The 23,522-nt window shown below is 58.8% G+C and carries 26 protein-coding genes and 1 tRNA gene; 15 read left to right on the plus strand and 12 right to left on the minus strand.

What is annotated here, in order from left to right; genetic code table 11:
* Positions 1-75 precede the first annotated feature (75 nt).
* Positions 76-732, plus strand: coding sequence for a DUF1638 domain-containing protein (locus ACR0JE_RS01380; RefSeq protein ID WP_480862446.1), 657 nt, complete (start codon positions 76-78; stop codon positions 730-732).
* A gap of 9 nt (positions 733-741) precedes the next feature.
* Here the strand turns inward: ACR0JE_RS01380 and ACR0JE_RS01385 are convergent, their stop codons facing one another.
* Positions 742-1,152, minus strand: coding sequence for a SufE family protein (locus ACR0JE_RS01385; RefSeq protein ID WP_480862448.1), 411 nt, complete (start codon positions 1,150-1,152; stop codon positions 742-744).
* A 140-nt stretch (positions 1,153-1,292) separates the two neighbouring features.
* Here ACR0JE_RS01385 and ACR0JE_RS01390 point away from each other — a divergent pair, with 140 nt between their 5' ends.
* Positions 1,293-1,817 carry a hypothetical protein gene (locus tag ACR0JE_RS01390; RefSeq protein WP_480827507.1) on the plus strand — a complete coding sequence of 175 codons (525 nt, stop codon included), beginning with the start codon at positions 1,293-1,295 and terminating at the stop codon, positions 1,815-1,817.
* 6 nt (positions 1,818-1,823) lie between these two features.
* Here the strand turns inward: ACR0JE_RS01390 and rnd are convergent, their stop codons facing one another.
* From rnd to purM, 3 genes are all read right to left on the minus strand, one after another.
* Positions 1,824-2,981 carry a ribonuclease D gene (gene rnd / locus ACR0JE_RS01395; RefSeq protein ID WP_480862450.1) on the minus strand — a complete coding sequence of 386 codons (1,158 nt, stop codon included), beginning with the start codon at positions 2,979-2,981 and terminating at the stop codon, positions 1,824-1,826.
* 114 nt (positions 2,982-3,095) lie between these two features.
* On the minus strand, positions 3,096-3,692 hold the full coding sequence (gene purN, locus ACR0JE_RS01400) for a phosphoribosylglycinamide formyltransferase (protein ID WP_480862452.1): 597 nt from the start codon (positions 3,690-3,692) through the stop codon (positions 3,096-3,098).
* On the minus strand, positions 3,689-4,735 hold the full coding sequence (purM, locus tag ACR0JE_RS01405; RefSeq protein WP_480862454.1) for a phosphoribosylformylglycinamidine cyclo-ligase: 1,047 nt from the start codon (positions 4,733-4,735) through the stop codon (positions 3,689-3,691). Before purM ends, purN begins: the two co-directional genes overlap by 4 nt.
* Positions 4,736-4,842: 107 nt before the next feature.
* Here purM and ACR0JE_RS01410 point away from each other — a divergent pair.
* Positions 4,843-4,919: transfer RNA gene (locus ACR0JE_RS01410), tRNA-Ile, on the plus strand.
* A 125-nt stretch (positions 4,920-5,044) separates the two neighbouring features.
* Positions 5,045-5,545: a flavin reductase family protein gene (locus ACR0JE_RS01415; RefSeq protein WP_480862456.1), complete on the plus strand. Its 501-nt coding sequence runs from the start codon at positions 5,045-5,047 to the stop codon at positions 5,543-5,545.
* Here ACR0JE_RS01415 and ACR0JE_RS01420 read toward each other — a convergent pair.
* The 3 genes from ACR0JE_RS01420 to ACR0JE_RS01430 are packed head-to-tail and all read right to left on the minus strand — an operon-like array spanning position 5,542 to position 7,774.
* The gene (locus tag ACR0JE_RS01420; RefSeq protein WP_480862458.1) at positions 5,542-6,021 is read right to left on the minus strand and encodes a DUF6505 family protein; all 480 of its coding nucleotides are present in this window, start codon (positions 6,019-6,021) and stop codon (positions 5,542-5,544) included. The genes ACR0JE_RS01415 and ACR0JE_RS01420 overlap by 4 nt on opposite strands.
* On the minus strand, positions 6,018-6,716 hold the full coding sequence (locus ACR0JE_RS01425) for a biotin/lipoate--protein ligase family protein (RefSeq protein ID WP_480862460.1): 699 nt from the start codon (positions 6,714-6,716) through the stop codon (positions 6,018-6,020). Before ACR0JE_RS01425 ends, ACR0JE_RS01420 begins: the two co-directional genes overlap by 4 nt.
* A complete protein-coding gene (locus ACR0JE_RS01430) occupies positions 6,713-7,774 on the minus strand; it encodes an Mrp/NBP35 family ATP-binding protein (protein ID WP_480862462.1) in 1,062 nt (353 codons plus the stop codon). Before ACR0JE_RS01430 ends, ACR0JE_RS01425 begins: the two co-directional genes overlap by 4 nt.
* 108 nt (positions 7,775-7,882) lie before the next feature.
* Between ACR0JE_RS01430 and ACR0JE_RS01435 the strand changes: the two genes are divergently transcribed.
* Positions 7,883-8,611: a hypothetical protein gene (locus tag ACR0JE_RS01435; RefSeq protein ID WP_480541240.1), complete on the plus strand. Its 729-nt coding sequence runs from the start codon at positions 7,883-7,885 to the stop codon at positions 8,609-8,611.
* Here ACR0JE_RS01435 and ACR0JE_RS01440 read toward each other — a convergent pair.
* Positions 8,605-10,560 (minus strand): 4Fe-4S binding protein, encoded by a 1,956-nt coding sequence (locus ACR0JE_RS01440; protein ID WP_480862464.1) that lies wholly within the window; start codon positions 10,558-10,560, stop codon positions 8,605-8,607. The genes ACR0JE_RS01435 and ACR0JE_RS01440 overlap by 7 nt on opposite strands.
* A gap of 232 nt (positions 10,561-10,792) precedes the next feature.
* Between ACR0JE_RS01440 and ACR0JE_RS01445 the strand changes: the two genes are divergently transcribed.
* From ACR0JE_RS01445 to ACR0JE_RS01490, 10 genes are all read left to right on the plus strand, one after another.
* Entirely contained in the window at positions 10,793-11,374 is a 582-nt protein-coding gene (locus ACR0JE_RS01445) for a DUF3305 domain-containing protein (protein WP_480541236.1), read from the plus strand.
* On the plus strand, positions 11,371-11,952 hold the full coding sequence (locus ACR0JE_RS01450) for a DUF3306 domain-containing protein (RefSeq protein ID WP_480541234.1): 582 nt from the start codon (positions 11,371-11,373) through the stop codon (positions 11,950-11,952). The genes ACR0JE_RS01445 and ACR0JE_RS01450 overlap by 4 nt, the downstream gene beginning before the upstream one ends.
* 3 nt (positions 11,953-11,955) lie before the next feature.
* Complete coding sequence (locus ACR0JE_RS01455; protein WP_480541232.1) at positions 11,956-12,567, plus strand: TorD/DmsD family molecular chaperone; 612 nt, start codon at positions 11,956-11,958, stop codon at positions 12,565-12,567.
* Positions 12,568-12,625: 58 nt separating this feature from the next.
* A complete protein-coding gene (locus tag ACR0JE_RS01460; protein ID WP_480862466.1) occupies positions 12,626-12,814 on the plus strand; it encodes a ubiquinol-cytochrome c reductase iron-sulfur subunit N-terminal domain-containing protein in 189 nt (62 codons plus the stop codon).
* Positions 12,815-12,967: 153 nt separating this feature from the next.
* On the plus strand, positions 12,968-15,862 hold the full coding sequence (locus ACR0JE_RS01465; RefSeq protein WP_480862468.1) for a formate dehydrogenase subunit alpha: 2,895 nt from the start codon (positions 12,968-12,970) through the stop codon (positions 15,860-15,862).
* 15 nt (positions 15,863-15,877) lie between these two features.
* Positions 15,878-16,474, plus strand: coding sequence for a formate dehydrogenase FDH3 subunit beta (fdh3B, locus tag ACR0JE_RS01470; RefSeq protein WP_039530246.1), 597 nt, complete (start codon positions 15,878-15,880; stop codon positions 16,472-16,474).
* A 73-nt stretch (positions 16,475-16,547) separates the two neighbouring features.
* A complete protein-coding gene (locus ACR0JE_RS01475) occupies positions 16,548-17,756 on the plus strand; it encodes a formate dehydrogenase subunit gamma (protein ID WP_480862470.1) in 1,209 nt (402 codons plus the stop codon).
* A complete protein-coding gene (locus ACR0JE_RS01480; RefSeq protein ID WP_480862472.1) occupies positions 17,757-19,019 on the plus strand; it encodes a c-type cytochrome in 1,263 nt (420 codons plus the stop codon).
* A gap of 13 nt (positions 19,020-19,032) precedes the next feature.
* Positions 19,033-19,158, plus strand: a complete 126-nt coding sequence (locus ACR0JE_RS01485) for a hypothetical protein (protein WP_353007795.1) — start codon at positions 19,033-19,035, stop codon at positions 19,156-19,158.
* A complete protein-coding gene (locus tag ACR0JE_RS01490; RefSeq protein WP_480862474.1) occupies positions 19,159-20,031 on the plus strand; it encodes a substrate-binding domain-containing protein in 873 nt (290 codons plus the stop codon).
* A gap of 39 nt (positions 20,032-20,070) precedes the next feature.
* Here ACR0JE_RS01490 and ACR0JE_RS01495 read toward each other — a convergent pair whose 3' ends face one another.
* The 4 genes from ACR0JE_RS01495 to ACR0JE_RS01510 all read right to left on the minus strand — a co-directional run bounded on the left by ACR0JE_RS01495 (position 20,071) and on the right by ACR0JE_RS01510 (position 23,496).
* The gene (locus tag ACR0JE_RS01495) at positions 20,071-20,886 is read right to left on the minus strand and encodes an ABC transporter substrate-binding protein (RefSeq protein WP_480541221.1); all 816 of its coding nucleotides are present in this window, start codon (positions 20,884-20,886) and stop codon (positions 20,071-20,073) included.
* 19 nt (positions 20,887-20,905) lie between these two features.
* Complete coding sequence (locus tag ACR0JE_RS01500) at positions 20,906-21,640, minus strand: ATP-binding cassette domain-containing protein (RefSeq protein WP_480862476.1); 735 nt, start codon at positions 21,638-21,640, stop codon at positions 20,906-20,908.
* On the minus strand, positions 21,633-22,346 hold the full coding sequence (locus tag ACR0JE_RS01505) for an ABC transporter permease (RefSeq protein WP_353007800.1): 714 nt from the start codon (positions 22,344-22,346) through the stop codon (positions 21,633-21,635). Before ACR0JE_RS01505 ends, ACR0JE_RS01500 begins: the two co-directional genes overlap by 8 nt.
* A gap of 160 nt (positions 22,347-22,506) precedes the next feature.
* On the minus strand, positions 22,507-23,496 hold the full coding sequence (locus tag ACR0JE_RS01510) for an ABC transporter substrate-binding protein (RefSeq protein ID WP_480549017.1): 990 nt from the start codon (positions 23,494-23,496) through the stop codon (positions 22,507-22,509).
* Positions 23,497-23,522: the final 26 nt, after the last annotated feature.

Consider the following 23,522-nt stretch of genomic DNA (forward strand, 5'->3'; position numbering starts at 1 on the left):
CAGAAAGTCGGCACCAGACTTGCCTTCCTGTACGAAAGATCATTCTTTTATCCAGAAGCTGACGGGTTCAAAGCCATGCCACAGAACACTTTACCTGACGATGCAAGCCTGACCACCGATGGATATTCCGAGAACGATGGCCAGCAGCAGATATTGCTGATCGCGTGCGGGGCTCTGGCGCGTGAGATTCTGGACCTGAAAAAACGCAACGGCTGGGACCATATGGCCCTGACCTGTTTGCCCGCGATCCTGCATATTCACCCGGACCGCATCACTCAGGCAGTCGAAGATGCGGTGGCAAAACACCGCAATGACTATCACCAGATCTTTGTCGTCTACGCAGATTGCGGCACCGGAGGGCTGTTGCAAAAAGCCTGCGAAGAGCTGGGGGTCGAGATGATCAAAGGCCCTCATTGTTATTCGTTTTTTGAAGGCAATCAGATCTTTGCCGACCGCGGCGATGATGAAACAACGGCCTTTTACCTGACGGACTTTCTGGCCCGGCAGTTCGACGCCTTTGTCTGGAAACCGCTGGGCCTGGACCGTCACCCAGAACTACGCGATATGTATTTCGGAAACTACACCAAACTGGTTTATCAGGCTCAGACGGATGATCCGGTCCTCACCGAACGCGCCCGGGCATGTGCCGAAAAAATGGGGTTGGCGTTCGAGCGTCGTCTGACCGGTTATGGCGATCTTGAAGTCACGCTAAATGACTGGGCCAACCGCTAAGGGAGGTTATCAGAGGTTTTGTTGTGCGACTTCTCGGATGCGCTCGATCATCGATCGCAAACCGTTTGAACGTTGTGCAGACAAGTGATCATGCAGGCCAAGGCGGGTCAACTCACCCCCTGCATCCACCTTCACCACCTCTGCCACAGGCAAACCGTTATACAAGGATCGCAATACCGCGATCAGTCCCCGCACGATCAAGGCGTCGCTGTCGCCATCAAAATGGAACGTGCCATTCTCGATCATTGGTTGCAGCCAGACCTGACTGGCGCATCCATCCACCTTGGTCGATGGCACCTTGAAGGCGTCATCCAATGGTTCCATCGCCTTGCCTTGTTCGATCACATGCCGATACCGGTCTTCCCAATCTTCGAGAAACTCAAAATCCTCAACGATTTCTTCAAAGGCGGGCGTTGCCATGGTGGGGCGATCCTTGCGTTGTCTTCACAATTCTGACCTAAGCTCAGCCATCATCGCTGTCCAGCCCCTGCCGTGGCTTTTCAAGGCGTGGAAATTGCGCTAACCCATTGGCTGAACTGCCATCATAAAGCTGTGGGTCCATGCTGAAACCTCTGTCCCTACTTGTCGTCGTATCACTGACCCTGTCCGCCTGCGGCTGGCGGGATTCGCGGGTTAACCCGTCAAACTGGTTCGGCGGCAGCAGATCGACCCCGGTTGAAGCCCCTCCTGCCGAAGAGGCAAATGCACTGATTCCGCAGGAGCGTCAGGGTGGTGGTCTGTTCGCCCGCCCCGAAGAAGAAGATACCAGCGTACCGATTGCTAAAGTCGATGAGTTGCGAATTGAACCGATCCCGTCGGGCGCCATCGTCTATGCCTCAGGCACGGCAATCCGGCAGGGTGCGTTTGATGCGCGGTTGGTCCGGGTGGAGTCGGAAGAGAACCAGAAGAACGGCATCTTGGAATACACCTTCCGTGTCGACTACCCCAAAACCCAGACACCGCAAGGGTCTGAGCGGACGCGTATGGTGTCGGATGCAATCAATGTCTCGACGCAGGAATTGGAAGGCATTCGCCTGGTGCGCGTGGTCGGACAGCAAAACGCATTGGAATCGCGCCGACGCTAACCGTACCTAGAGCGAGACAACTTTGACGTTTTGCCCTTTGGCGGCCAGCGCAATCTTACCTTCGCAAAGTTTCAGCGCGTCTTCACCAAACACTTCAAAGCGCCATCCAGACATGGCGGGCAGTTCACGCTCGCCCGCCGCGATCTGATCCAGTTCCGAACTTGTGGCGATCAGCTTGGCCGCCACCCCGGAGCTTTCGGTCTTTGATTTCAATAGCACGCGCAACAGGTCAGCCAGCGCCGGGTTAACCTTGAGTTTGTCCCGCGAGGTATCGACTTTGGGCAACCTGTCCGCCGGGCAATTCACGCCGCGTTTCACCGCGGCCAGAATTCCGTCGGCAATCGCACCTTTGCGCGCCTCGCGCAGCAACAGGCGAGAGCCACCCAGATCAGAGGGTGTTTTGGGCTTGGTCGAGGCCAACTCAATCAGGGCATCATCCTTGAACACCCGATTGCGCGGCACGTTGTTTTCCTGTGCATACGCCTCGCGGAATTGTGCCAGCTCTCGCACAACGGCCAGAAACTTGGCCGAATTGGTGCGCGTCTTTACCCGTTTCCAGGCATCTTCGGGCTGTATGTCATAGGTCTGCGACTGAGTCAGGGTGCGCAACTCTTCCGCGACCCAGTGGCTGCGCCGGGTCTTTTCAAGTTCCGCCGCCAGATGTTCATAGATCTTCCGCAGATGCGTGACATCCGCCAGGGCATAAGTTTTTTGCGCATCCGTCAGCGGCCGCCGCGACCAATCGGTAAAGCGAGACGTCTTGTCGACACCCTGTTTACAGATTTTGCGTACAAGGGTTTCATACCCCACCTGCTCGCCAAAGCCGCAAACCATTGCGGCAACCTGCGTGTCAAACAAGGGTGTTGGGAAGACGTTGGCCTCGACCCAGAAAATCTCAAGATCCTGCCGAGCGGCGTGGAACACTTTGACCACGCTGTCGTTGCGAAACAAGTCGTAAAGCGGCTCAAGCGACAGACCATCTGCCAATGGGTCGACCAGAACGGCGCTGTCCTCATCTTCTGACGGCACGGCCAGCTGCACCAGGCACAGTTTCGAGTAATAGGTCCGTTCGCGCAGAAACTCGGTGTCTACTGTGACATAGGGATAGCCTGCAGCAGCCGAGCAAAACTTGGCCAGCTCTTGCGTCGTCGTCAGGGTTTTCATGCGCCGTACTATTCTTGCTCTTGTTCTTTATGTGACTGCCCGTTTTTCCGCGTCCCGAGCGATAGATGCGACCATAGGACGAATTTTAGGGATCTGTAAATCACTCAGGGGCGATCAGGGCAGCATAAGGGGTGAACTGTTGCCATCCGCGAAACGACGCAGCACTGCGGGGTATAATTTGTGCTCCCACACCAATACCCGTGCAGCCAGATCATCGGGCGTATCGCCCGGCGAAACCTCAACCCGCGCCTGACCAAGGATCGGGCCGTCATCCAAAGCGGCGGTCACCTCATGCACGGTGCAACCATGCTCGGCATCCCCCGCATCAATAGCGCGCGCATGGGTATTCAGGCCCTTGTATTTAGGCAGCAGCGACGGATGGATGTTCAGCATCCGCCCCTGAAAGCGTGAGACAAAATCAGCCGTCAGAACCCTCATGAACCCTGCCAGGCACACGATATCTGGCTGCGCCTGTTCCAGTGGTTTCAGAAGCTCGGCCTCAAAGGCGGCACGATCGCCCTTGAAGGGGCGATGGTCCACTACGGCGGTTGCAATGCCACGATCCCGGGCCTTCGCTATCCCGCCCGCCTGCGCCTCATTGGACAAGACCAGACAGGGCCGCGCCGGATGATCGCCGGTCATGCTGTCGACAAGCGACACCATGTTGGAGCCACCCCCGGAGATCAGGATCGCAACGCGCTTGTGGCTCACAGCAGTTTGCCTGAATAGGCCACGCCTTCCGCGTCGATGACAGTGCCGATGCGCGAGACGTCCTCACCCGCATCCGCCAACAAAGTTGACAGCGCGTCTGCTTGGTCGGCCGCGCAAACCACGATCATGCCAATGCCGCAATTAAAGGTCTTCAGCATCTCAGCCTTAGAAATCCCGCCGGTTTCGGCCATCCAGCTGAACACAGGGGGTAAATCCCAGGCATCCAGATCAATCTGGGCCCCTAAACCTTCGGGCAAAACGCGCGGCAGGTTCTCGGTCAAGCCACCGCCTGTGATATGGGCCAGCGCATGAACGCCCCCTGCCCGGATCGCAGCCAAGGCGGGTTTTACATAAAGACGTGTCGGCGTCAGCAGCGCCTCTCCCAGCGAGCCGCCACCGAAAGGCGAGTCAGTCTCCCAACCCAGCCCCGAGATCTCAACCAGTTTGCGGACCAGCGAATAGCCGTTGGAATGCACCCCATTCGAGGCAAGCCCCAACAGAACATCGCCGGCCTGGACACCGTCGGGCAGGTCAGCGCCCCGTTCCATTGCACCAACCGAGAAGCCCGCCAGATCAAAATCGCCATCGGGATACATACCCGGCATTTCGGCGGTTTCGCCACCGATCAGCGCGCAACCTGACTGCGCGCAACCTTCGGCAATCCCTTCGATGATCCGCGCGGCCGTATCTGTGTCCAGCTTACCGGTTGCGAAATAGTCGAGGAAGAACAAAGGCTCAGCTCCCTGACAGATCAGGTCGTTGACGCACATGGCGACCAGATCGATACCGACGCCGTCAACAACACCTGTATCAATCGCGATCCGCAGCTTGGTGCCAACACCGTCCGTCGCGCCTACCAAGATGGGGTCGTCATAGCCTGCTGCCTTCAGATCAAACAGCGCGCCAAAGCCGCCCAGACCGCTCATCACACCGGGGCGGTTCGTCCGCTTGGCGGCGGGTTTGATCCGATCGACCAGAGCGTTGCCTGCATCAATATCCACACCTGCATCAGCATAGGTGATTCCGTTCTTGCCCGCTGTCATGGTAGGTCCCTCAAGAATGCTTTGCGGGCGGGTTAGTCGATTGTGCGTCTTGTTGCAACGGTCAGGCTTGACGCGGGCGTTCACCGTGATACTCAAAGCGCTCAGGCGGGCCTGTAGCTCAATTGGTTAGAGCAGAGCGCTCATAACGCTTTGGTTGCGGGTTCAAGTCCTGCCGGGCCTACCAAATTCCCAATTCGCCTGTTGAAGCGTTGATCCGGCATTCGGGTCGAATAGCTGCCGTGCACAGCTTTTGATGGACAAAGCCGTTGCTGCATGGCACCTGAGGCGCGGCGAAGACAAGAGCGTGCGATGACCGAGAAGACCTTTATCCCCGGCCCCGATCAAAGCAGCGATTTTCGCGCGGCATTGGGCTGTTTCGGGACCGGTGTTACGGTTGTGACTACGCATACGGCAAACGGCCCCCGTGCGATTACGGTCAACTCATTTGCATCCGTGTCGCTGGATCCGCCTTTGGTGCTGTGGTGTCTGGCCAAAGATTCGTTTCGCTTCAACGCGTTCAATTCCTGCCAGCACTATGCGATCCACGTCATGGCGCAGGAACAACAGGACGCAGCGCTGAAGTTTGCCCGCGACGGTACCGATTTCTCACATGCCAAGTGGGAGCTGGACGCAGCCGGTCGCCCGCAACTGGCCGAATGTCTTGCTAGGTTCGACTGCGAGCTGCACACCAAACATGAAGCCGGGGATCACCTGATCCTTGTGGGTCAGGTCGAACAGGTGATGTATCGCACCGGCAAAGGCCTGATCTTCAAACGCGGTCAGTTCGGTGGTTTTGTCGACAACGTCTAATCGTCAAGCGACCCATGCACGGCCAGCGCCTCTAACTGCGTCTCTTGCGGTGTGATCACGCGAAATGCTTCATGCACGCCGCTTTCCGTCAGCTCGCGTGCGACGGTTAACAGCGTATTTGGCGCGTGGTCCTCGCAAAGCTCCGACATATGATCGATTTCCGATTGCGCCACGCCATGTGCCGCTTCGACTGAAGGCGCACCGTAGAACTGCACGAAATGCTCGGCCAGATTCTGAATGATCTGATCTTTTTCTGCCGCTTCAATCTGGGTCACCGCGACAAAGGTCACTCGTCCGAAGGTTTCCAGCCCCAACCAACCATTGGCAAAAGCTTGTCGGGATTTCCCTTCAAGATCGCCCTGCCCCCAGTTCGAAAACTCGAACCCGCCCGAGATGCACCATTCCCCGGTCCGCGCAGGGGAATGAAACACGTTCATATCGCTTTCATCGAAATGGATCGCGCGGGCGAGTTTCATTGGTTTGCCTCCAATAGCTCTGTCAGCGGGCGCAGGTGGGTCTCTTCACCATTCCGGATCAACATGCCAAATCGTTCATCCGTACCTAGGAAGACGCCCCCATCGGTGAGAGGCTCCCCCACTCCGCGCAAAAGGCCCAGCCATTCGCCATGCAACGGCGCGTTGCCATCCTCTTGCCAGCGGTTGAGCCAGGTCAGCATGTGCCGTGACCAGCTTTCCACCAGTTGAGTAGCAGACACGTCGGCGCAACCTTCGTCGTAAAGCGCGGTAATATCAGGCGTGTTCCCGGGCGCATCACTGGTTTGCAGCAGTGCCAGCTCCCATCCGATCACCAGCCAGTCAGGCATCTGAGCGGGATCGGAGGACGAGGCTGCAACGTGGAACTGTCCACATGTTGCGCCGTTCACGCAAATCAGTCCGTCCCATCCCAGATGCACAGCCACTTCGGGCGGGGCCAGCGCGCCCAAAGCGTTCTGAAACCCCACCGCACACAGCGGCAACATCGCCATCGCGTCTTGCAATGGCACTTCGGGCGCGAACACGACAGCCACGCGCAGGCGGTCAGCCTGAACGTTGTGGATCACCGTGCCCGCATCACAGCCCAAAGCCGCCATGGCCTGCGCTTTTTCGAACGGATCCTCGCCCCCCTTCGCGGCGAGACCTGTCAGCAGCGGAGGGAAGACCGGATCACTCATGCGTTGCCTTTGGCAATCAGGTCACGGGCAATCTTGCGGAAAGAATCTGCCTGAGCGCTGTCAGGTTTGCTGACGACAATCGGCGCGCCGCCATCTGCGGCCAGTCGGATGTCCAGATGCAGCGGGATTTCCCCTAAAAGGGGAACGCCCAGCCCCTCAGCCTCCGACGCGACACCGCCATGGCCAAAGATATGTTCCTCGTGCCCGCAGTTCGAACAGATGTGCGTCGACATGTTTTCGATCATCCCCAGGATCGGCGTCTTGAGCTGATTGAACATGTCGATCCCTTTGCGGGCGTCGATCAGGGCTACGTCCTGAGGGGTCGATACAACGATCGCGCCGTTCACCTGGAATTTCTGGCTGAGTGTCAGTTGCACATCGCCGGTGCCGGGAGGCAGGTCGACGATCAGCACATCCAAGGCACCCCATTGCACCTGACTCATCATCTGTTGCAGCGCGCCCATCAGCATAGGGCCCCGCCAGACAACCGCCTGCCCTTCGTTGGTCATTAGACCCATCGACATCATGGTGACACCATGATTGCGTAGCGGCAGGATCGTCTTACCATCGGGGCTGGCCGGGCGTCCTGACACGCCCAGCATCCGAGGCTGCGACGGACCGTAGACATCCGCATCCAGCAGACCCACCCGCCGGCCTTCGGCAGCCAGAGCACAGGCGAGGTTCGCGGATACGGTGGATTTACCCACCCCGCCCTTACCCGAGGCCACGGCGATGATCCGATCCACACCGGGGACTGCCTGCGGACCGGTTTGCGAAGGTTTGGGCTTGGGCTTCAAATCCGGCGGGGCCTTATCGGAATGCGCGGTCATCATGGCTGAGACCTTGGCGACCCCATCCACCATCTGTGCGGCCTGTTCGGCTGCCGCGCGCACGGGTTCCATACGCTCGGCATGTTTGGGATCGATCTCGATGACAAACCGGACGGTATCGCCTTCGACATTCAGTGCACGGACAACCCCTGCGCTGACAATATCCTGACCGGAGACCGGGTCAGTGATCTTTTTCAGGTTCGCCAGAACCGCGTCACGGACACTCATGCCTTCATCCCCAAAACCTGCTCCATCGCATGGCTGCATTTCATCGCACCTGTCTCCGTCTTACCTGGTTCATTTGACGCATTTGCCTGTTGGCCGTTAGGTTTGGCCATGCGCTTTGTCCTGTTGTGCCTCAGCCTGACGCTCACCGCCACCCCTTCCGGGTCGCAAGAGGCCATCGGCCTCGCCGCCCCGTCCGAGGTGACAGACACCGGCCTGTTGCAACATATTCTTCCACGCTTTTCGCTCAAGACCGGGATACGGGTTATTGCGGACGAAAGCGGTGTTATGTCGCTGACGGCGGGTCCAACTGGTGATCCGGTCTTTGCCCGCGAAGGTGTGATCTACCATCTGAGCATTCAGGACGACCCCCGGCAGGCCCGATTCCGGGATTGGCTGACATCCGACATCGGGAAACGCACAGTCGAAAGCTTTGCGCCTGATCAGGGCGCGCCCTTTAGCGCCAGTTTTGAGGTCGCCGTCACCGGTAGCGTAACGACAACCGATGGTGACGTGACCCTGGGCGAAGAACTTTCGATGACCCATTGTGGCCGCTGTCACGTGATCGGTCCAAAAAACCGGATGAACGGGTTGGGCTCGACTCCCTCTTTTGCGGTTTTGCGCAGCCTTCCGGATTGGGATGAACGGTTTCAGGCCTTCTTTGCGCTGAACCCTCACCCTGCCTTCACTCAGATCGATGGGCTGACGCCGCCCTTCGATCCGGCGCGCCCATCGCCCATTCATCCGGTTGAGATGACATTGGACGACCTCGACGCCATCCTCGCCTTTGTTTCGATCATTGAAGCGGCGGATCTTGGCAAGCCGCTGCAACATCAATGATCCTTCCGCTTGGAGAAATAGTCATCCGTCGTAATCACCCGAGGTTTGGGATTGGACTGGAACGGATTGTCCTCCATCTTGAATTGCGCGCCGACCCGGCAATTGTCACACATCTGGATCATCCGTGCCTGTTCGGACGAGGCAAACATCGGATGCGTGCCTGAAAGCTTCTCCATGATGCGTTCCACCGTCGATTTCACACCGAACAGGGCACCACATTCGACACAGGCAAAAGGTTCTTCTTCGTTAAGCACCTGCTGAGACAGGGCCGTGTCGCTCAGATCCAGCTGCGGCACCAGTGTGATCGCATCCTCGGGGCAGATGTTGCGACACAGGCCGCATTGCAAGCAAGCATCCTGCTGAAAGTTCAGTTGCGGTTTGTCCGGATTGTCGATCAACGCCCCCGAGGGGCAAAGCGACACACAGCTGAGACACAAGGTACAGGCATCCGTATCCACTGCGACCGCACCATACGGGGCGCCCTCTGGTAAGGATAGCGGCTCTTCCAACATTGGGTTTAATGCTTGTGCCGCCAGCCGCGTGATCTGTCGGCGATTGCCCAGGGGCAACACAGGGTCTGTCAGCGGTGCCAGAACAGACTGCGCATATAGCAGATCAGACAACGCGTCCGGGTCGGCCTCATTAATAAGGCTCAGACCGGCATCTGTGGCGATGGCCGAAGCCAGCGCAAGTTCCCGATCCAGCGCATCCCGCTCAGTCGTTGGCGCAAGCAGGATGTCCACCCGCGCAAACCCGTGGGCCAGACCCGCCAACATCTCGGCATGGCCGAACCCCGAGATGACACTCAGCTCCATCGGGATCACATCGGCGGGCAGGCCACGGCCAAAACGTGCGGCCAACCGGATCATCTCAGCCCCATGGGCATCATGCACCAGCAAGCGCGGTGCACTGCCACCGGCCCGACGATAGGTGCGCGCCAGAACATGCATGCGAGACAGGATCGCGGATACCGGCGGATCCTCGTAAGTGATCGCGGTCGAAGGGCACAAGGCGGCGCAGGCCCCACAACCCGCACAGATCATCGGGTCGATTGCGACATGCTCTCCGGCTGATGTGATCGCCCCGGTTGGGCAGATATCAAGGCAGTTGGTGCAGGCGACCTGTTCGGCGCGCGAATGGGCGCAGAGCGTTTCCTCAAGCCGCACATAGAGCGGTTTTTCAAACGTCCCCACCAGTTGCGCCGCGTCATACGCCAGGCGCGCAACAGCCAACGGATCGCGCGGATCGGCCCGCAGATACCCTTCGCGTTTGGCAGGGGCCTGAACCAACGGCGTGTCACCTGCTAAATCAATTAGAATGTCACAGGCGGATCTGGCCGCATCACGCGGAACGGACCAGACGAAAGCGCCGCGACCCCCAGGCTCCATTTGCTGCAGCTGGTCGATCCGCAGCGCAAATCCTCCCAACGCGCCAGTAACCGACCGCACCTGCCCCTGAACCACGTCAAAAGACCGCGTCATGGGATGCCCGCCATCAGTTGTCAGAACTGTCACGGCCAGCACGCCGGCCAGACGATCCGCGAGTTCGAACGCAACTTCGGAGGGTCCGATGATGCAGCAGGTCCCTTCGCTAATCACATCCACGCTGGGTGTGATGGGCATCGGGATCATGGCCTCGGCCGCCAGAGCAGCCATTTTTGGGGCCGCATCCTGCGCCTGCTCTGACCAGCCCGCGCGATCCCGGATGTCCACGAAAGCGGGCGATTCAACACCCAGATCCTCGGCAAGGTCCCGAAACACATCCTGCTCTTGCCCACAGGCAATCAGCACCAGGTCTTCGCCTGTCAGAAAATCGGCCATCAAACCAAGCTCGCGCGTACACAGTCCAGTGTGAACCTTCGAACACTCCAGATCGCAAGCCGATCCGATCCGCTCAGCATCAACGGGCTGTGACCCCTCACAATCGCAAAGTAAAAGCTTGGTAGTCATATCCCCTCCCCGACTTACTCGCCCCCCACCGCACTGTAGGCTGTATTGCGGGTACGGCAATGTAAACGCCTAACCTCGGCAAAGATCAAACTGCGTTCACACGGGAATTTAGCGATTCCGGCCAATCGATAAATTCCCACATGAAAGGAAAACATCGAAATACGACTAAAGTCGCAGTGCAGGGGCTTGGCAGAACAACAGGTTGTGTACCATAGTGGACATGAGGCCAGGCATGGGAGAGCCTGCCGGGGAGGAGCCAGTGGCCAAGGCCGCAAGCTGTATCGAAATGCCAGTTGGCGTCATTGTGCGCAAAACGCCCGGGGTCACCCGCTGGGCCAAGTGGAATTGGCGCGCGGTCGCTGCCCTGCCGGGTGCAGGCCCTGCGGATTGGGTTGAACTGCGCCGCGAGGGTGATGCTGTCGAATATCACGCCGCCACCCTGCCATTGACCCTCTGGGTGGATGAGACTGAGGCCTACATGGTCAACCTGTCTGATGGGCAACCGTCGATCTATCTGGTTCTGCGCGATGCATTGGACGGGAAACGCCCGATGGATGCGGTGCTGATCACAGCCTCTCCGTTCGAAGGTCAGGACTATGCGGATACGGGTGAGGAACTGGTCGAGAAAATCCCGATGTCCGAAGGTTTGATTGCCTGGGTGCGCGATTTTACCTTGGAACATCACCGCGACGAGGTTTTCATCAAACGCCGCCGCGACAAGAAACGGACCGATCTGGTTGAGGATGGCAAAGGCGATGCGCGGATCCGGCAAGATTCAGACGTATACCGCGCGCCGCGGAGGGTTGTGCAATGACCCAGACCCGCGATTTCTGGTCCCGCCGCAAGGCTGCCGTTCAGGCCGAAGCTGAGGCCGAGGTCATTGCCGCAGAAGAACAGGTGATTGCCCTTCGGCAGGCCGAGTTGGAAGAAAAAAGCGATGCCGAGATATTGGCCGAGTTTAACCTGCCGGATCCTGATCACTTGCAGGCGGGCGATGATGTGTCGGGTTTCATGGCCAAAGCTGTGCCAGACCGTCTGCGCCGCCGCGCTCTGCGACGTCTTTGGCGGCTGAACCCGGTGCTGGCCAATGTGGATGGTCTTGTCGACTACGGCGAGGATTACACCGACGCCGCCTGCGTGGTTGAGAACCTGCAAACCGCGTATCAGGTTGGCAAAGGCATGCTGGCCCATGTCGAGGCGTTGGCGGCTGAGACCGAGGAAGATGAAATCGAGGCTGAGATTCAAGAGCCGGAGGATGAGCCTGAGGTCCAGCCAATCATGGCTGCGGAGTCAGCCCCGAAACCTGTCCCAATGGCCGAGCTCGATGCGGAGGACGAGATCACAGAGCTTCCCCCTGCCCCGCGTCGCATGAGATTTGAATTCGAAGGATAACGCATGACCGCAGATAACGCGCAAACACTGGATATCTCAGCCGAGGATCGGCTGCGCGCGGATTTCTACAATTTCCTCGGTCTGCTTCTGGCCGGTCCACCGGATCAATTGCTGCTGGACCAGATGGCGGGGCTAAGCGGCGATGAAACCGATCTGGGACAAGCCATTCAGGCGATGTCTCGCGTGGCCAAGGTTACCAAACCCGCCGCCGCCGAGCGCGAGTTCAACGCGCTGTTCATTGGCTTGGGGCGTGGCGAGTTGCTGCCCTATGCCAGCTTCTACCTGACAGGTTTCCTGAACGAAAAACCTTTGGCGCAACTGCGCAATGATATGGCCGTGCGCGGCATCACTCGGGCGCAAAACGTGTTCGAACCCGAAGACAATATCGCCTCATTGATGGAGATGATGGCAGGCATGATCGTTGGACGCTTTGGAGCGCCTGCCTCGTTGGATGACCAGAAAGCGTTCTGGAACAAACATATCGGCCCCTGGGCCGCGCATTTCTATTCGGATTTGGAAGCCGCTGAAAACTCGGTTCTCTATGCTTCGGTCGGTACTGCCGGTCGGGTGTTCATGGAGATCGAGCGCGAGGCTTTCCGAATGACGGCGGCATAACCCGCCACTCGCCAGCGCCCGAATTGGCGCTAGATCGCAAATGGGAGAGGAGACACCCATGAGCAAGACCAAGGAAGAAGGCGCAACGCGCCGCGACTTCCTGAAACTGGCTGGAACCGCAGCGCCTGCTGCTGTTGCTGCTGCCAGCCTGAGCGGTCAAGCCGAAGCAGCCGAGCTGCCGACGGATGAGACCCGTATGCAGGATACGCCGCATACCCGCGCGTATCTGGAAAGCGCGCGCTTCTAAGCCACTTGAAAGCGCGCTTTCAGCACGACGACCGCGCCCGGCGCACCAGCCGGACGATGTCATCACCCGACTGACGGTTGCGATTGGCCCTGACGTCGGCATCAACAGTACCAAGCCAGCCATGATCATCATGGCCAGCAAGGGAGGAAAGAAATGCTTAGGAAAAAGACCAACGGGGTTGCGAGACGCCCCCAGCGGACAAGTATCCTGTCCCAGGTCGGCGAGAAAACCGTCGATCGCCGCGCATTCTTGCGTGGCTCGGGCCTGACGATCGGCGGCCTTGCCGCGATCAGCGCCACGGGTGGAACCGTGACGCCTGCCAGTGCCCAGACAGCGGCCAATCAGGCCGTTGAAAACATCAAATCCGTATGCACCCACTGCTCGGTCGGCTGTACAGTCGTAGCCGAAGTTCAGAACGGTGTCTGGGTCGGGCAGGAACCCGGCTGGGACAGCCCGTTCAACCTGGGTGCGCACTGTGCCAAGGGGGCCTCGGTCCGCGAGCACGCCCACGGCGAACGCCGCCTCAAGTATCCGATGAAAAAGGAAGGGGGCGAGTGGAAGCGCATCAGCTGGGAACAGGCGATCGACGAGATCGGCGATGGCATGATGAACATCCGTCAGGAATCCGGGCCGGACAGCGTGTACTGGCTGGGCTCCGCCAAACACAACAACGAACAGGCCTATCTGTTCCGTAAGTTCGCCGCCTACTGGGGTACGAACAACGTGGACCATCAGGCCCGTATCTGCCACTCGACCACTGTTGCGGGTGTTGCGAATACATGGGGCTACGGCGCCATGACCAATTCGTACAATGACATCCACAATTCTCGGGCCATCTTCATCATCGGTGGCAACCCAGCCGAGGCGCACCCCGTCTCGCTGCTGCATGTTCTGCGCGCGAAAGAGCAGAACAACGCGCCGCTGATCGTTTGCGACCCGCGCTTTACCCGCACCGCAGCGCACGCGGATGAGTACGTCCGGTTCCGTCCCGGCACAGACGTTGCCCTGATCTGGGGCATGCTGTGGCACATCTTTGACAACGGATGGGAGGACAAAGAGTTCATCCGCACCCGTGTCTGGGGCATGGACCAGATCCGTACCGAGGTTGCCAACTGGACGCCGGAAGAAACCGAGCGTGTAACTGGTGTGCCCGGATCGCAGCTCAAGCGCGTTGCCCGGACCATGGTCAATAACCGCCCCGGCACGGTGATCTGGTGTATGGGCGGGACCCAGCACACCAACGGCAACAACAACACCCGCGCCTATTGCGTGCTTCAACTTGCCTTGGGCAACATGGGCACCTCCGGGGGTGGCACCAACATCTTCCGCGGCCACGACAACGTGCAGGGCGCGACGGATCTTGGTGTTCTGTCCCACACCCTGCCCGGCTACTATGGCCTGTCGAAAGGGGCTTGGGGTCACTGGGCCCGTGTCTGGGGTGAAGATCCCGAATGGCTGGCAGGTCAGTTCGCGACGATCAAGGACAAGGACGGCAAGGATAAACCGCTGCAGAATGAGCGCGGCATTCCTGTTTCCCGCTGGATCGACGGTGTTCTGGAAGACCCGGCCAACATGGATCAGGACAACAACGTCCGCGCCATGGTTCTGTGGGGCCACGCGCCCAACTCGCAGACCCGGATGACGGAAATGAAAACGGCGATGGAGAAGCTGGACATGCTGGTCGTGATCGACCCGTATCCCACCGTCTCGGCCGTGCTGCATGACCGCACCGATGGCGTCTATCTGTTGCCAGCCTGTACGCAGTTCGAAACCCGTGGCTCTGTCACCGCCTCGAACCGCTCGCTCCAGTGGCGCGACAAGGTTGTGGATCCGCTGTTCGAAAGCCTGCCGGACGAGGTCATCATGGCCAAGTTCGCCAACAAGTTCGGCTGGGCGGATCGGTTGTTCCGCAATATCGATATGGACGACCCGGAAACCCCGAATGTTGAAAGCATCACGCGTGAGTTCAACGCCGGTCTCTGGACCATCGGCTATACCGGTCAGTCGCCGGAACGTCTGAAAAGCCATATGGCCAATCAGCACACGTTCGACAGAACCACGCTGCAAGCCATTGGTGGACCAAACGACGGCGAGTATTACGGTCTGCCCTGGCCTTGCTGGGGAACGCCGGAGATGGGTCATACGGGGACACCAAACCTCTATGACATGTCCAAGCCGGTGGCCGAAGGTGGCCTGACCTTCCGCGCTCGGTTCGGGGTGGAACGGGACGGCGACAACCTGCTGGCCGAAGGGGTCTATAGCGTTGGATCGGAAATTCAGGATGGCTATCCCGAATTCACGATGCAAATGCTGATGGACCTTGGCTGGGACGGTGATCTGACGGCTGAGGAACGTGCAGCCATCGACGCCGTTGCAGGACCAGAGACCAACTGGAAAACCGACCTGTCTGGCGGTATCCAGCGGGTGGCGATCGAGCATGGCTGTGCGCCTTTCGGGAACGCCAAAGCCCGCGCGGTTGTCTGGACCTTCCCGGATCCGATCCCACTGCACCGCGAGCCGCTTTATACAAACCGGCGCGATCTGGTGGAGGACTATCCAACCTACGAGGACCGTCAGGCCTATCGTCTGCCTACCCTTTATGCTTCGATCCAGAAGAACGACTTTTCAAAGGATTACCCGATAATCCTAACGTCAGGTCGTCTGGTCGAATATGAAGGCGGTGGCGATGAGACACGGTCGAACCCGTGGCTGGCCGAGCTTCAGCAGGACATGTTTGTCGAGATCAATCCGCGCGATGCCAACAACCTTGGTATTCGGGACGGATCACAGGTCTGGGTCGAAGGTCCTGAAGGCGGCAAGGTTAAGGTGATGGCGATGCTGACCAACAGGGTCGGTGCCGGTGTGGCCTTCATGCCGTTCCACTTTGGTGGCCATTTCCAGGGCGAGGACCTGAGGGAGAAATACCCCAAAGGTGCCGATCCCTATGTACTGGGTGAAAGTACAAACACCGCCCAGACCTATGGCTACGATTCAGTGACCCAGATGCAGGAGACCAAAGCGACTCTCTGCAAGATCTGGTCAGCGTAAGGAGGAGAAGAGAAAATGGCAGCAAGAGCAAAATTTCTCTGCGACGCCGAACGCTGCATCGAGTGCAATGCCTGCGTCACCGCGTGTAAGAACGAGCACGAGGTACCGTGGGGCGTGAATCGCCGCAGGGTGGTGACGATCAATGACGGTGACCCGGGCGAACGCTCGATCTCGGTGGCCTGTATGCATTGTTCAGACGCGCCCTGCATGGCGGTGTGCCCGGTCGACTGCTTCTATCAGAACGAAGAAGGGGTCGTCCTGCATTCCAAGGACCTGTGCATTGGCTGTGGTTATTGCTTCTACGCGTGCCCGTTCGGCGCGCCGCAGTACCCACAGGCAGGCAACTTCGGATCGCGCGGCAAGATGGACAAATGTACCTTCTGCGCCGGCGGCCCCGAGGAAACGCACTCGACCGCAGAGTTCGCCAAATACGGTCGCAACCGGATCGCCGAGGGCAAACTGCCCATCTGTGCCGAGATGTGTTCCACCAAGGCCCTGCTTGCCGGTGACGGCGACGTGGTCTCGGCCATCTACCGCGAGCGCGTCGTCGCGCGCGGGTTTGGCTCGGGCGCGTGGGGTTGGGGCACCGCCTACGACCAGAAAGACGGTTAAGACCGCTTTCATGAACCAAACAGGCGACCCGCACCCGTGGGTCGCCTGATCTGGAATTTTGACCGAGGTTCAGATGTTCCGCTTACTCATCGCATTGCTTTTGACCATTGGGATGGCTCAAGCCGTCGTCGCACAAACCGACGAGACCGAGGCGCCAGCCACCACAAATGAACGCACCTCGACCGGAGGTGCGTCAACGCTCGAAGATATCCTTGCCCGCCAGCGCGGCGAAAAAGTGGATAACAGTTTTCGATCGGAGAACACCGGCCAGGGCAATGTCGAAGGCCTGTTGGGGCAGTTTGGACCTAGCGGCGTATCCTCGGACAGCGATGTCTACCGCGCGCTGCGCTTTGGGTCGGCAGATGTCACCGTGTCATCGCGCGGCCCGGCAGACAGTGTTCTAATTCAAGACGGCGGGATGTGGTGGTGGCAATTCCGCACCGGACCATTGCGCGAATACGGCACCTATATCATCGCCGGAATGCTGGGTCTGATCCTGCTCTTCTTCCTGATCCGAGGCCGCATTCGCATAGATGGTGAAAAAACAGGCCGAACAGTCACGCGTTTTAAAAGTTTCGAACGCTTTGGTCATTGGCTTTTTGCCGGATCCTTTATCATCCTCGGAATAACCGGATTGCTCACCCTCTATGGTCGCGACGTCCTGATCCCGATTTTTGGCAGGGAAGGGTTTGCGGTGATCGCCCAAGGGTGCAAATGGCTGCACAATAACCTGGCCTGGGCCTTTATGCTGGGCCTGGTCATCGTCACGGTGAACTGGATTTCACACAATATTCCAAATCGGACTGATCTTAAGTGGCTCGCTGCCGGAGGGGGGCTGTTCACCAAGGGCAGCCATCCGCCCGCTAAGAAGTTCAATGCAGGCCAAAAGATCATCTTTTGGGCCTGCATAGTGCTGGGTACCTCAATCAGCCTGTCCGGCCTATCTTTGCTGTTCCCCTTCGAATTGCCGATGTTCGCCAAGACATTCGCCGTTGCCAATTCAACCGGCATTCCGCAGGCTTTGGGCCTGAGCCTGCCGGTCCAGATGTCACCGCAGGAAGAGATGCAATACGCTCAGGTCTGGCATGTGATGGTTGCCTATGTGTTCATCGCGATCATCGTGGCGCATATCTACCTTGGCTCCATCGGCATGGAGGGCGCGTTTGACGCCATGGGCACCGGTGAAGTCGAGGAGCAATGGGCGCGCGAGCACCACTCGCTGTGGTTGGAAGAGGTGCAGGAAAAAGAGGCCAGCAAGGCGGCGGCCTCACCCGCAGAATAGATGCGCGCGCTGGTTCTGGTTTTTGCTCTGATCCCCCTTCCTGCTTGGGCTGATTTCTTCACGCTTAAGGGGCATGGTGGCCCCATCATGGGAATTGCCACCGCATCGGATGGTCGGATCGCGACGGCCAGTTTCGACAATTCAGTCGGGCTGTGGTTAGACCAGACACCCAAATGGCTGGAGGGCCACGAAGCGGCGGTCAATGCGGTCGTGTTCAACGGCACCGCGATCTATTCAGCCGGGGACGATTTCACTCTGCGCCGCTGGCCGGGCGGAGAAATCGTTGGCCAGCACAAAGGCAAGATCGTCGGCATCGCAGCCTCAAAAACGCATGTGGCCACCGCCAGTTGGGATGGCACCATAGGCGTTTGGCCTGTTGACGGTTCAGACGCAATTCTGCTTGGGCCAACCGGCAGCGGGGTAAATGCGGTGGCGTTTTCGCGCGATGGTACACAGCTTTATTCTGCCGGGGTCGATGGCAGCCTGCGGAAATGGGATGTCTCGAACGGGCAAGAGGTGCTGCGACCGGTCGAACACGGGTTTGGCTTGAACGAGTTGATCCTGAACGAAGATGACGGCTGGATCGCCTATGGCGCGGTCGATGGCGTGACCCGCATCCGCGATCTGTCAACAGGTGCGGAACGGGATTTCACACTGGATCGCCGCCCGATTCTGGCCCTTGCCCTCAGCCCGGATCGCTCGCTTTTGGCCGTCGGTGACGGCGAAGGCTATATCATGGTGATCGACACGGAAAACTGGCGCATCGCCAGCGATTTCCGCGCTACCGTGCGCGGCCCGGTCTGGGCCTTAGCGTTTTCAACAGATGGGCAGAATATCCATGCCGGCGGCATCGATGAGGCAATGTATAGTTGGCCGGTATCTGCCCTTGGTGACCAGGAACAAATGGTGGCAGCCGAGCCCAGCTTTCTGAAAGATCCCGCTGAAATGAGCAATGGAGAGCGCCAATTTGCCCGCAAATGCTCGATCTGTCACAGCCTGACACCTGATGGGCAACGCCGCGCAGGCCCTACGCTTCATGGTATCTTTGGGCGGCAAGCCGGCACCCTACCTGGCTATTTCTACTCGGAAACGCTGCAAGACTCTGATATCATTTGGAATGACGAGACGATAAACGCTCTTTTCGACGTCGGGCCAGATCACTACATTCCAGGGTCAAAGATGCCGATGCAGCGGATCACGCAAGCGCAAGACCGGGACGACCTGATTGCTTTCCTGCGCCGAGCAACGGTTGATCGAAACTGAACCGGAGGAGACCATGAAAGCCTTTCTTGCCGCCTTAGCCGCGATGGTCGTCATCACCGTTGCCGCCCCCTACACGCTGGACCAGATGGGTTTCAGCGCGGAAGAAGCCACCTCTGGCGCAGCTGTACGTCTGGATTAAATGTCCGAATATCTGACCACCAAAGAACTGGCCGACCTGCTTCGGATCGGCGAGCGCAAGGCCTACGATCTGGCCTCATCGGGTGAGCTGCCTTGCGTCCGCGCCATGGGCAAGCTGCTGTTTCCCCGGGCCGAGGTCATCGCTTGGCTCAACGCCTCACGGTCGGGCCCGCATGTGGCCGAACCACCCCTGCCCCCAATTGTCGCCGGTAGCCATGATCCCTTGCTGGACTGGGCACTGCGCGAAAGCGGATCGGGACTGGCGACTTACTACGACGGTTCCTTCGACGGTCTGACCCGGCTTGCCGAGCGCAGCGCGCAGGCCGCTGTCTTGCATATCCACGAAGAACACGGGTTCAACACCCAATCCTTACGCGACACGCTGGGCGAGGCGCCTGTTGTTCTGGTCGAGATCGCACAGCGCCAACGGGGTCTGCTTCTTGCACCGGGAACCTCAGGTATCGCGGGTTTTGCTGATCTCAAGGGCCGACGCGTTATCTTGCGTCAGGACAGTGCAGCCAGTCAGCGCCTGTTCGATGCGCAGCTTGAAGCTCATGGCATGACCCGGGATGATCTGGACGCCCTGCCAAACTGCGCCCGCACCGAAGAAGAGCTGGCCATCACCCTGCATGATGGTAAAGCCGAGGCAGGTTTTGGCCTCGGGGCTTTGGCCGGACTCTACAACCTTGGATTTTCGCCGACCCATTCCGAAAGACTGGATCTGGCGATCTGGCGGCGCGCTTACTTTGATGCGCCCATGCAGAAACTGCTGCGCTTTCTGCGCTCAGACCCGTTCAAAGCCCGCGCATCCGAGTTTGGCGGCTACGACCTGACCGGACTTGGACAGGTCCACCACAATGGCTCCAGCGGCTAGGGACTGATCCTATAAAGGACAGTCTAGCCACAAGTCCATTCAGCGCGCGTTGGGAAAGAACACCTGCTGCCCTTGCAAGCGGTATGACTCGATGGCCATTTGTCCGTCCGGCCCCGTCAGCCAATCGACAAACCTCTGCCCGGCCTTGGCCCGCACTTTGGGATGTTTGTCCGGATTCACAAGGATCACCCCATATTGGTTGAACAGGCGCGGGTCTCCCTCGACCAAAATCTCAAGATCGCCCTGATTGCCAAAGGACAACCATGTCGCCCGATCTGTCAGAGTATACGCCCCCATACCGCTGGCCACATTCAGAGTCGCCCCCATGCCCGAGCCAGTTTCACGGTACCAGGTGCCAGACGCCTGCGTCGGATCAATGCCGGTATCCGCCCAATGCCCCATCTCGGCCTTATGCGTGCCGCTGTCATCCCCGCGCGAGACAAACACGGCACTTGCCGCTTCGATCGCCTTGAGCGCGGACAGAATGTCTGACCCACCTTTCACGCCAGCAGGGTCCGATTTTGGCCCGACCAGCACAAAGTCATTATACATCAAATCAAACCGCTCAACGCCCCAGCCATCGGCCACGAACTTCTCTTCCGCTGGTTTGGCATGCACCAGCAATACGTCGCCATCCCCATTGATCGCGTTGCGAATGGCCTGTCCGGTGCCGACAGCAACGACACGCACATCGATCCCGGTCTCAGCCTCAAAGCCGGGAAGGATATAATCCAGCAGGCCCGAATTCTGCGTCGAGGTTGTCGACTGCACAATGATGAACGGCTCCTCTGCAAAGCCCGCACCTGCCATCAGGCCAAGCCCCACTACCGCTGCGCGCAATACTGCCCGAACCATCATGATCTCCGATTTGTTGTTAGGTCACCAAGCCGCCCGCCAGATAACGGCGAGAGGCTTCACTTTCTGGGGAATCCAAAACCTGTTTGGCAGGTCCGTGTTCAACCACACGACCGCCTTGCATCATGACAATATCTGCTGCCAACCGCCGCGCCTGACCAATGTCATGTGTCACCATGACAATTCGCACGCCGCGTGACGACGCCCGCAGGATCATGCGTTCGATCATCTGCGTCGCGTTTGGGTCCAATGCGCTTGTGGGCTCATCCAGAAACAAGGTTTCGGGCGTCGCCGCCAGCGCGCGCAAGATCGCAAGACGCTGCGCCTCACCACCTGACAGAGAACGCGCGGACTGCCGCGCTTTGCCTTCAAGCCCGCCTTCGGCCAACAATTCGACAATCCGCGCCTTGCGCGCTGCGCGTTTCAGGCCCTGACGCCTGAGCACAAAATCCAGATTGGCTGACACCGAACGCCGCAGAAGAACCGGCTGCTGAAACACCATGGCCTGCCTGGCCATGTGATCGGCGTTCAACGCTTCATTATCCTGCAACACTCGCCCCTGATCTGGCGAGATCAGCCCGTGCAAACACCGTAGCAGCAGGCTCTTACCCGCCCCGTTTGGGCCCAACAGCAAAGTTGGTCCCGGCCCATCCAGAACCAGATTGGAAACATCCAGCAAGGCGGAGCCATTGCGGCGGATTTGTACATCGCGCACCTGCAGGCAATTTGTCATTTCCGACACCAGATCACGCATGGCGCAACCCTTCCTGCTCGGCCCGCAGGCTGGCCGCGCTGACCATGGCATTCACGGCCACCGCAATCCCGATCAGGATCGCCCCCAAAGCCAGCGCCAACGCCAGGTTGCCTTTCGAGGTTTCAAGCGCAATCGTCGTGGTCATCACCCGCGTCACGTGGTTGATGTTGCCCCCAACGATGATCACGGCCCCAACCTCGGCAATCGCACGGCCAAATCCGGCCAGCAGCGCCGTGACCAAAGCAAGGCGTGCATCCCAGAGCAAAACCGGAACCGACGCCAAACGCGATACGCCAAGAGAGCGCAGCTGTTCCGAATACTCCTCGGCCAGCATCTCAACCACTTGCCGGGTCAGCGCGGCCACAATTGGCGTGACCAATACGACCTGAGCGATGATCATTGCGGTTGGTGTGTAAAGCAGTTCCAACACACCCAAGGGCCCGGAACGTGAGAGCATCAGATAGACCAACAGCCCCACCACCACAGGCGGGAAACCCATCAGCGCGTTCATCAGCACGATCAAGACCCGCCGCCCAGGAAACCGTGCCACCGCCAGAGCCGCCCCAATGGGCATTCCGATCAGCGCGGAAATCAGCACGGCAAACAGGGAAACTTGCAGAGACAAAAGCACAATCGCCCAAAGCTCTGCATCCCCGTTGAGGATCAGACCCATCGCCATCCTGAATTCTGATGCAAATCCTTGCATTTTACCCCATCATCCAAGTTAATTCGGATGAAATGCGAAATTCTACAGGTGAATACTAACCTGATTTGACCCCGAGTACACGCACAATTCCAACAGTCGGCACAAAAAAACGCGGCCCCAATTTGGGACCGCGCTAAAACGACTTCGAGGATGAATTACCTTAGTTCAAGGCTGCATCAGTGATCTGGTGTGTCCAGGCCCCTTCGGGCTGTTTGGTGATGACCGGATCAGACCCGCCTGCCAGCAATGTGCCCACAGTCCTCTCAAAATCCGCCGGGTCCAGCGCACCATTCGAACCAGCGGTCAGCTTGGCAATCTCACCCATCATACGCTTCTGATGTTCTTCGGTTTGCGCACCGGTTGCGTCATTGTCCAAAACGATCAGAGCAGCCTCTTCCGGGTTTTCCTCGGCATATTTCCAGCCTTTCATCGAGGCGCGCACGAAACGCTGCATCTTGTCCACGAAAGCCTCATCGCTCAGGTTCTCTTCCAGCACGTACAGACCGTCTTCCAACGTCGCGACGCCCTGATCTTCGTACTTGAAGGTCACCAGCTCATCCGGGCTGACGCCCGCATCAATGACCTGCCAGTATTCATTATAGGTCATGGTGCTGATACAATCGGCCTGACGCTGCAGCAGAGGATCCACGTTAAAGCCCTGTTTCAGAACCTCAACACCGTTCTCGCTTTTGCCGCCGGTATCGATGCCCAAGCTGCTCATCCAGCTCATGAACGGGAACTCATTGCCAAAGAACCAAACGCCCAGCGTGCGGTTTTTCAGGTCCTCGGGCGAGGCAATTCCGGCATCCTTCCAGCAGGTCAGCATCATGCCCGAGCTTTTGAAAGGCTGCGCAATATTAACCAAAGGCAGACCCTTTTCGCGCGCGGCCAAAGCGGCAGGCATCCATTCGACGGTCACATCTGCCCCGCCACCGGCGATCACCTGCGTTGGCGCAATATCAGGGCCACCCGGCAGAATGGTCACGTCCAGATCTTCTTCCTCATAGAACCCCTTGTCCTTCGCCACATAGTAGCCCGCGAACTGGGCCTGCGTGACCCATTTCAACTGCAGGTTCACTTCATCTGCGGCCAGTGATGCACTGGCGGCCAGGCTAAAGGCGGCAACCGCCCCGCTGAGTAGCTTTTTCATCTTCATCTTCTCCTAGTTGCTTTGTG

The organism is Ruegeria sp. H3, assembly GCF_056533095.1.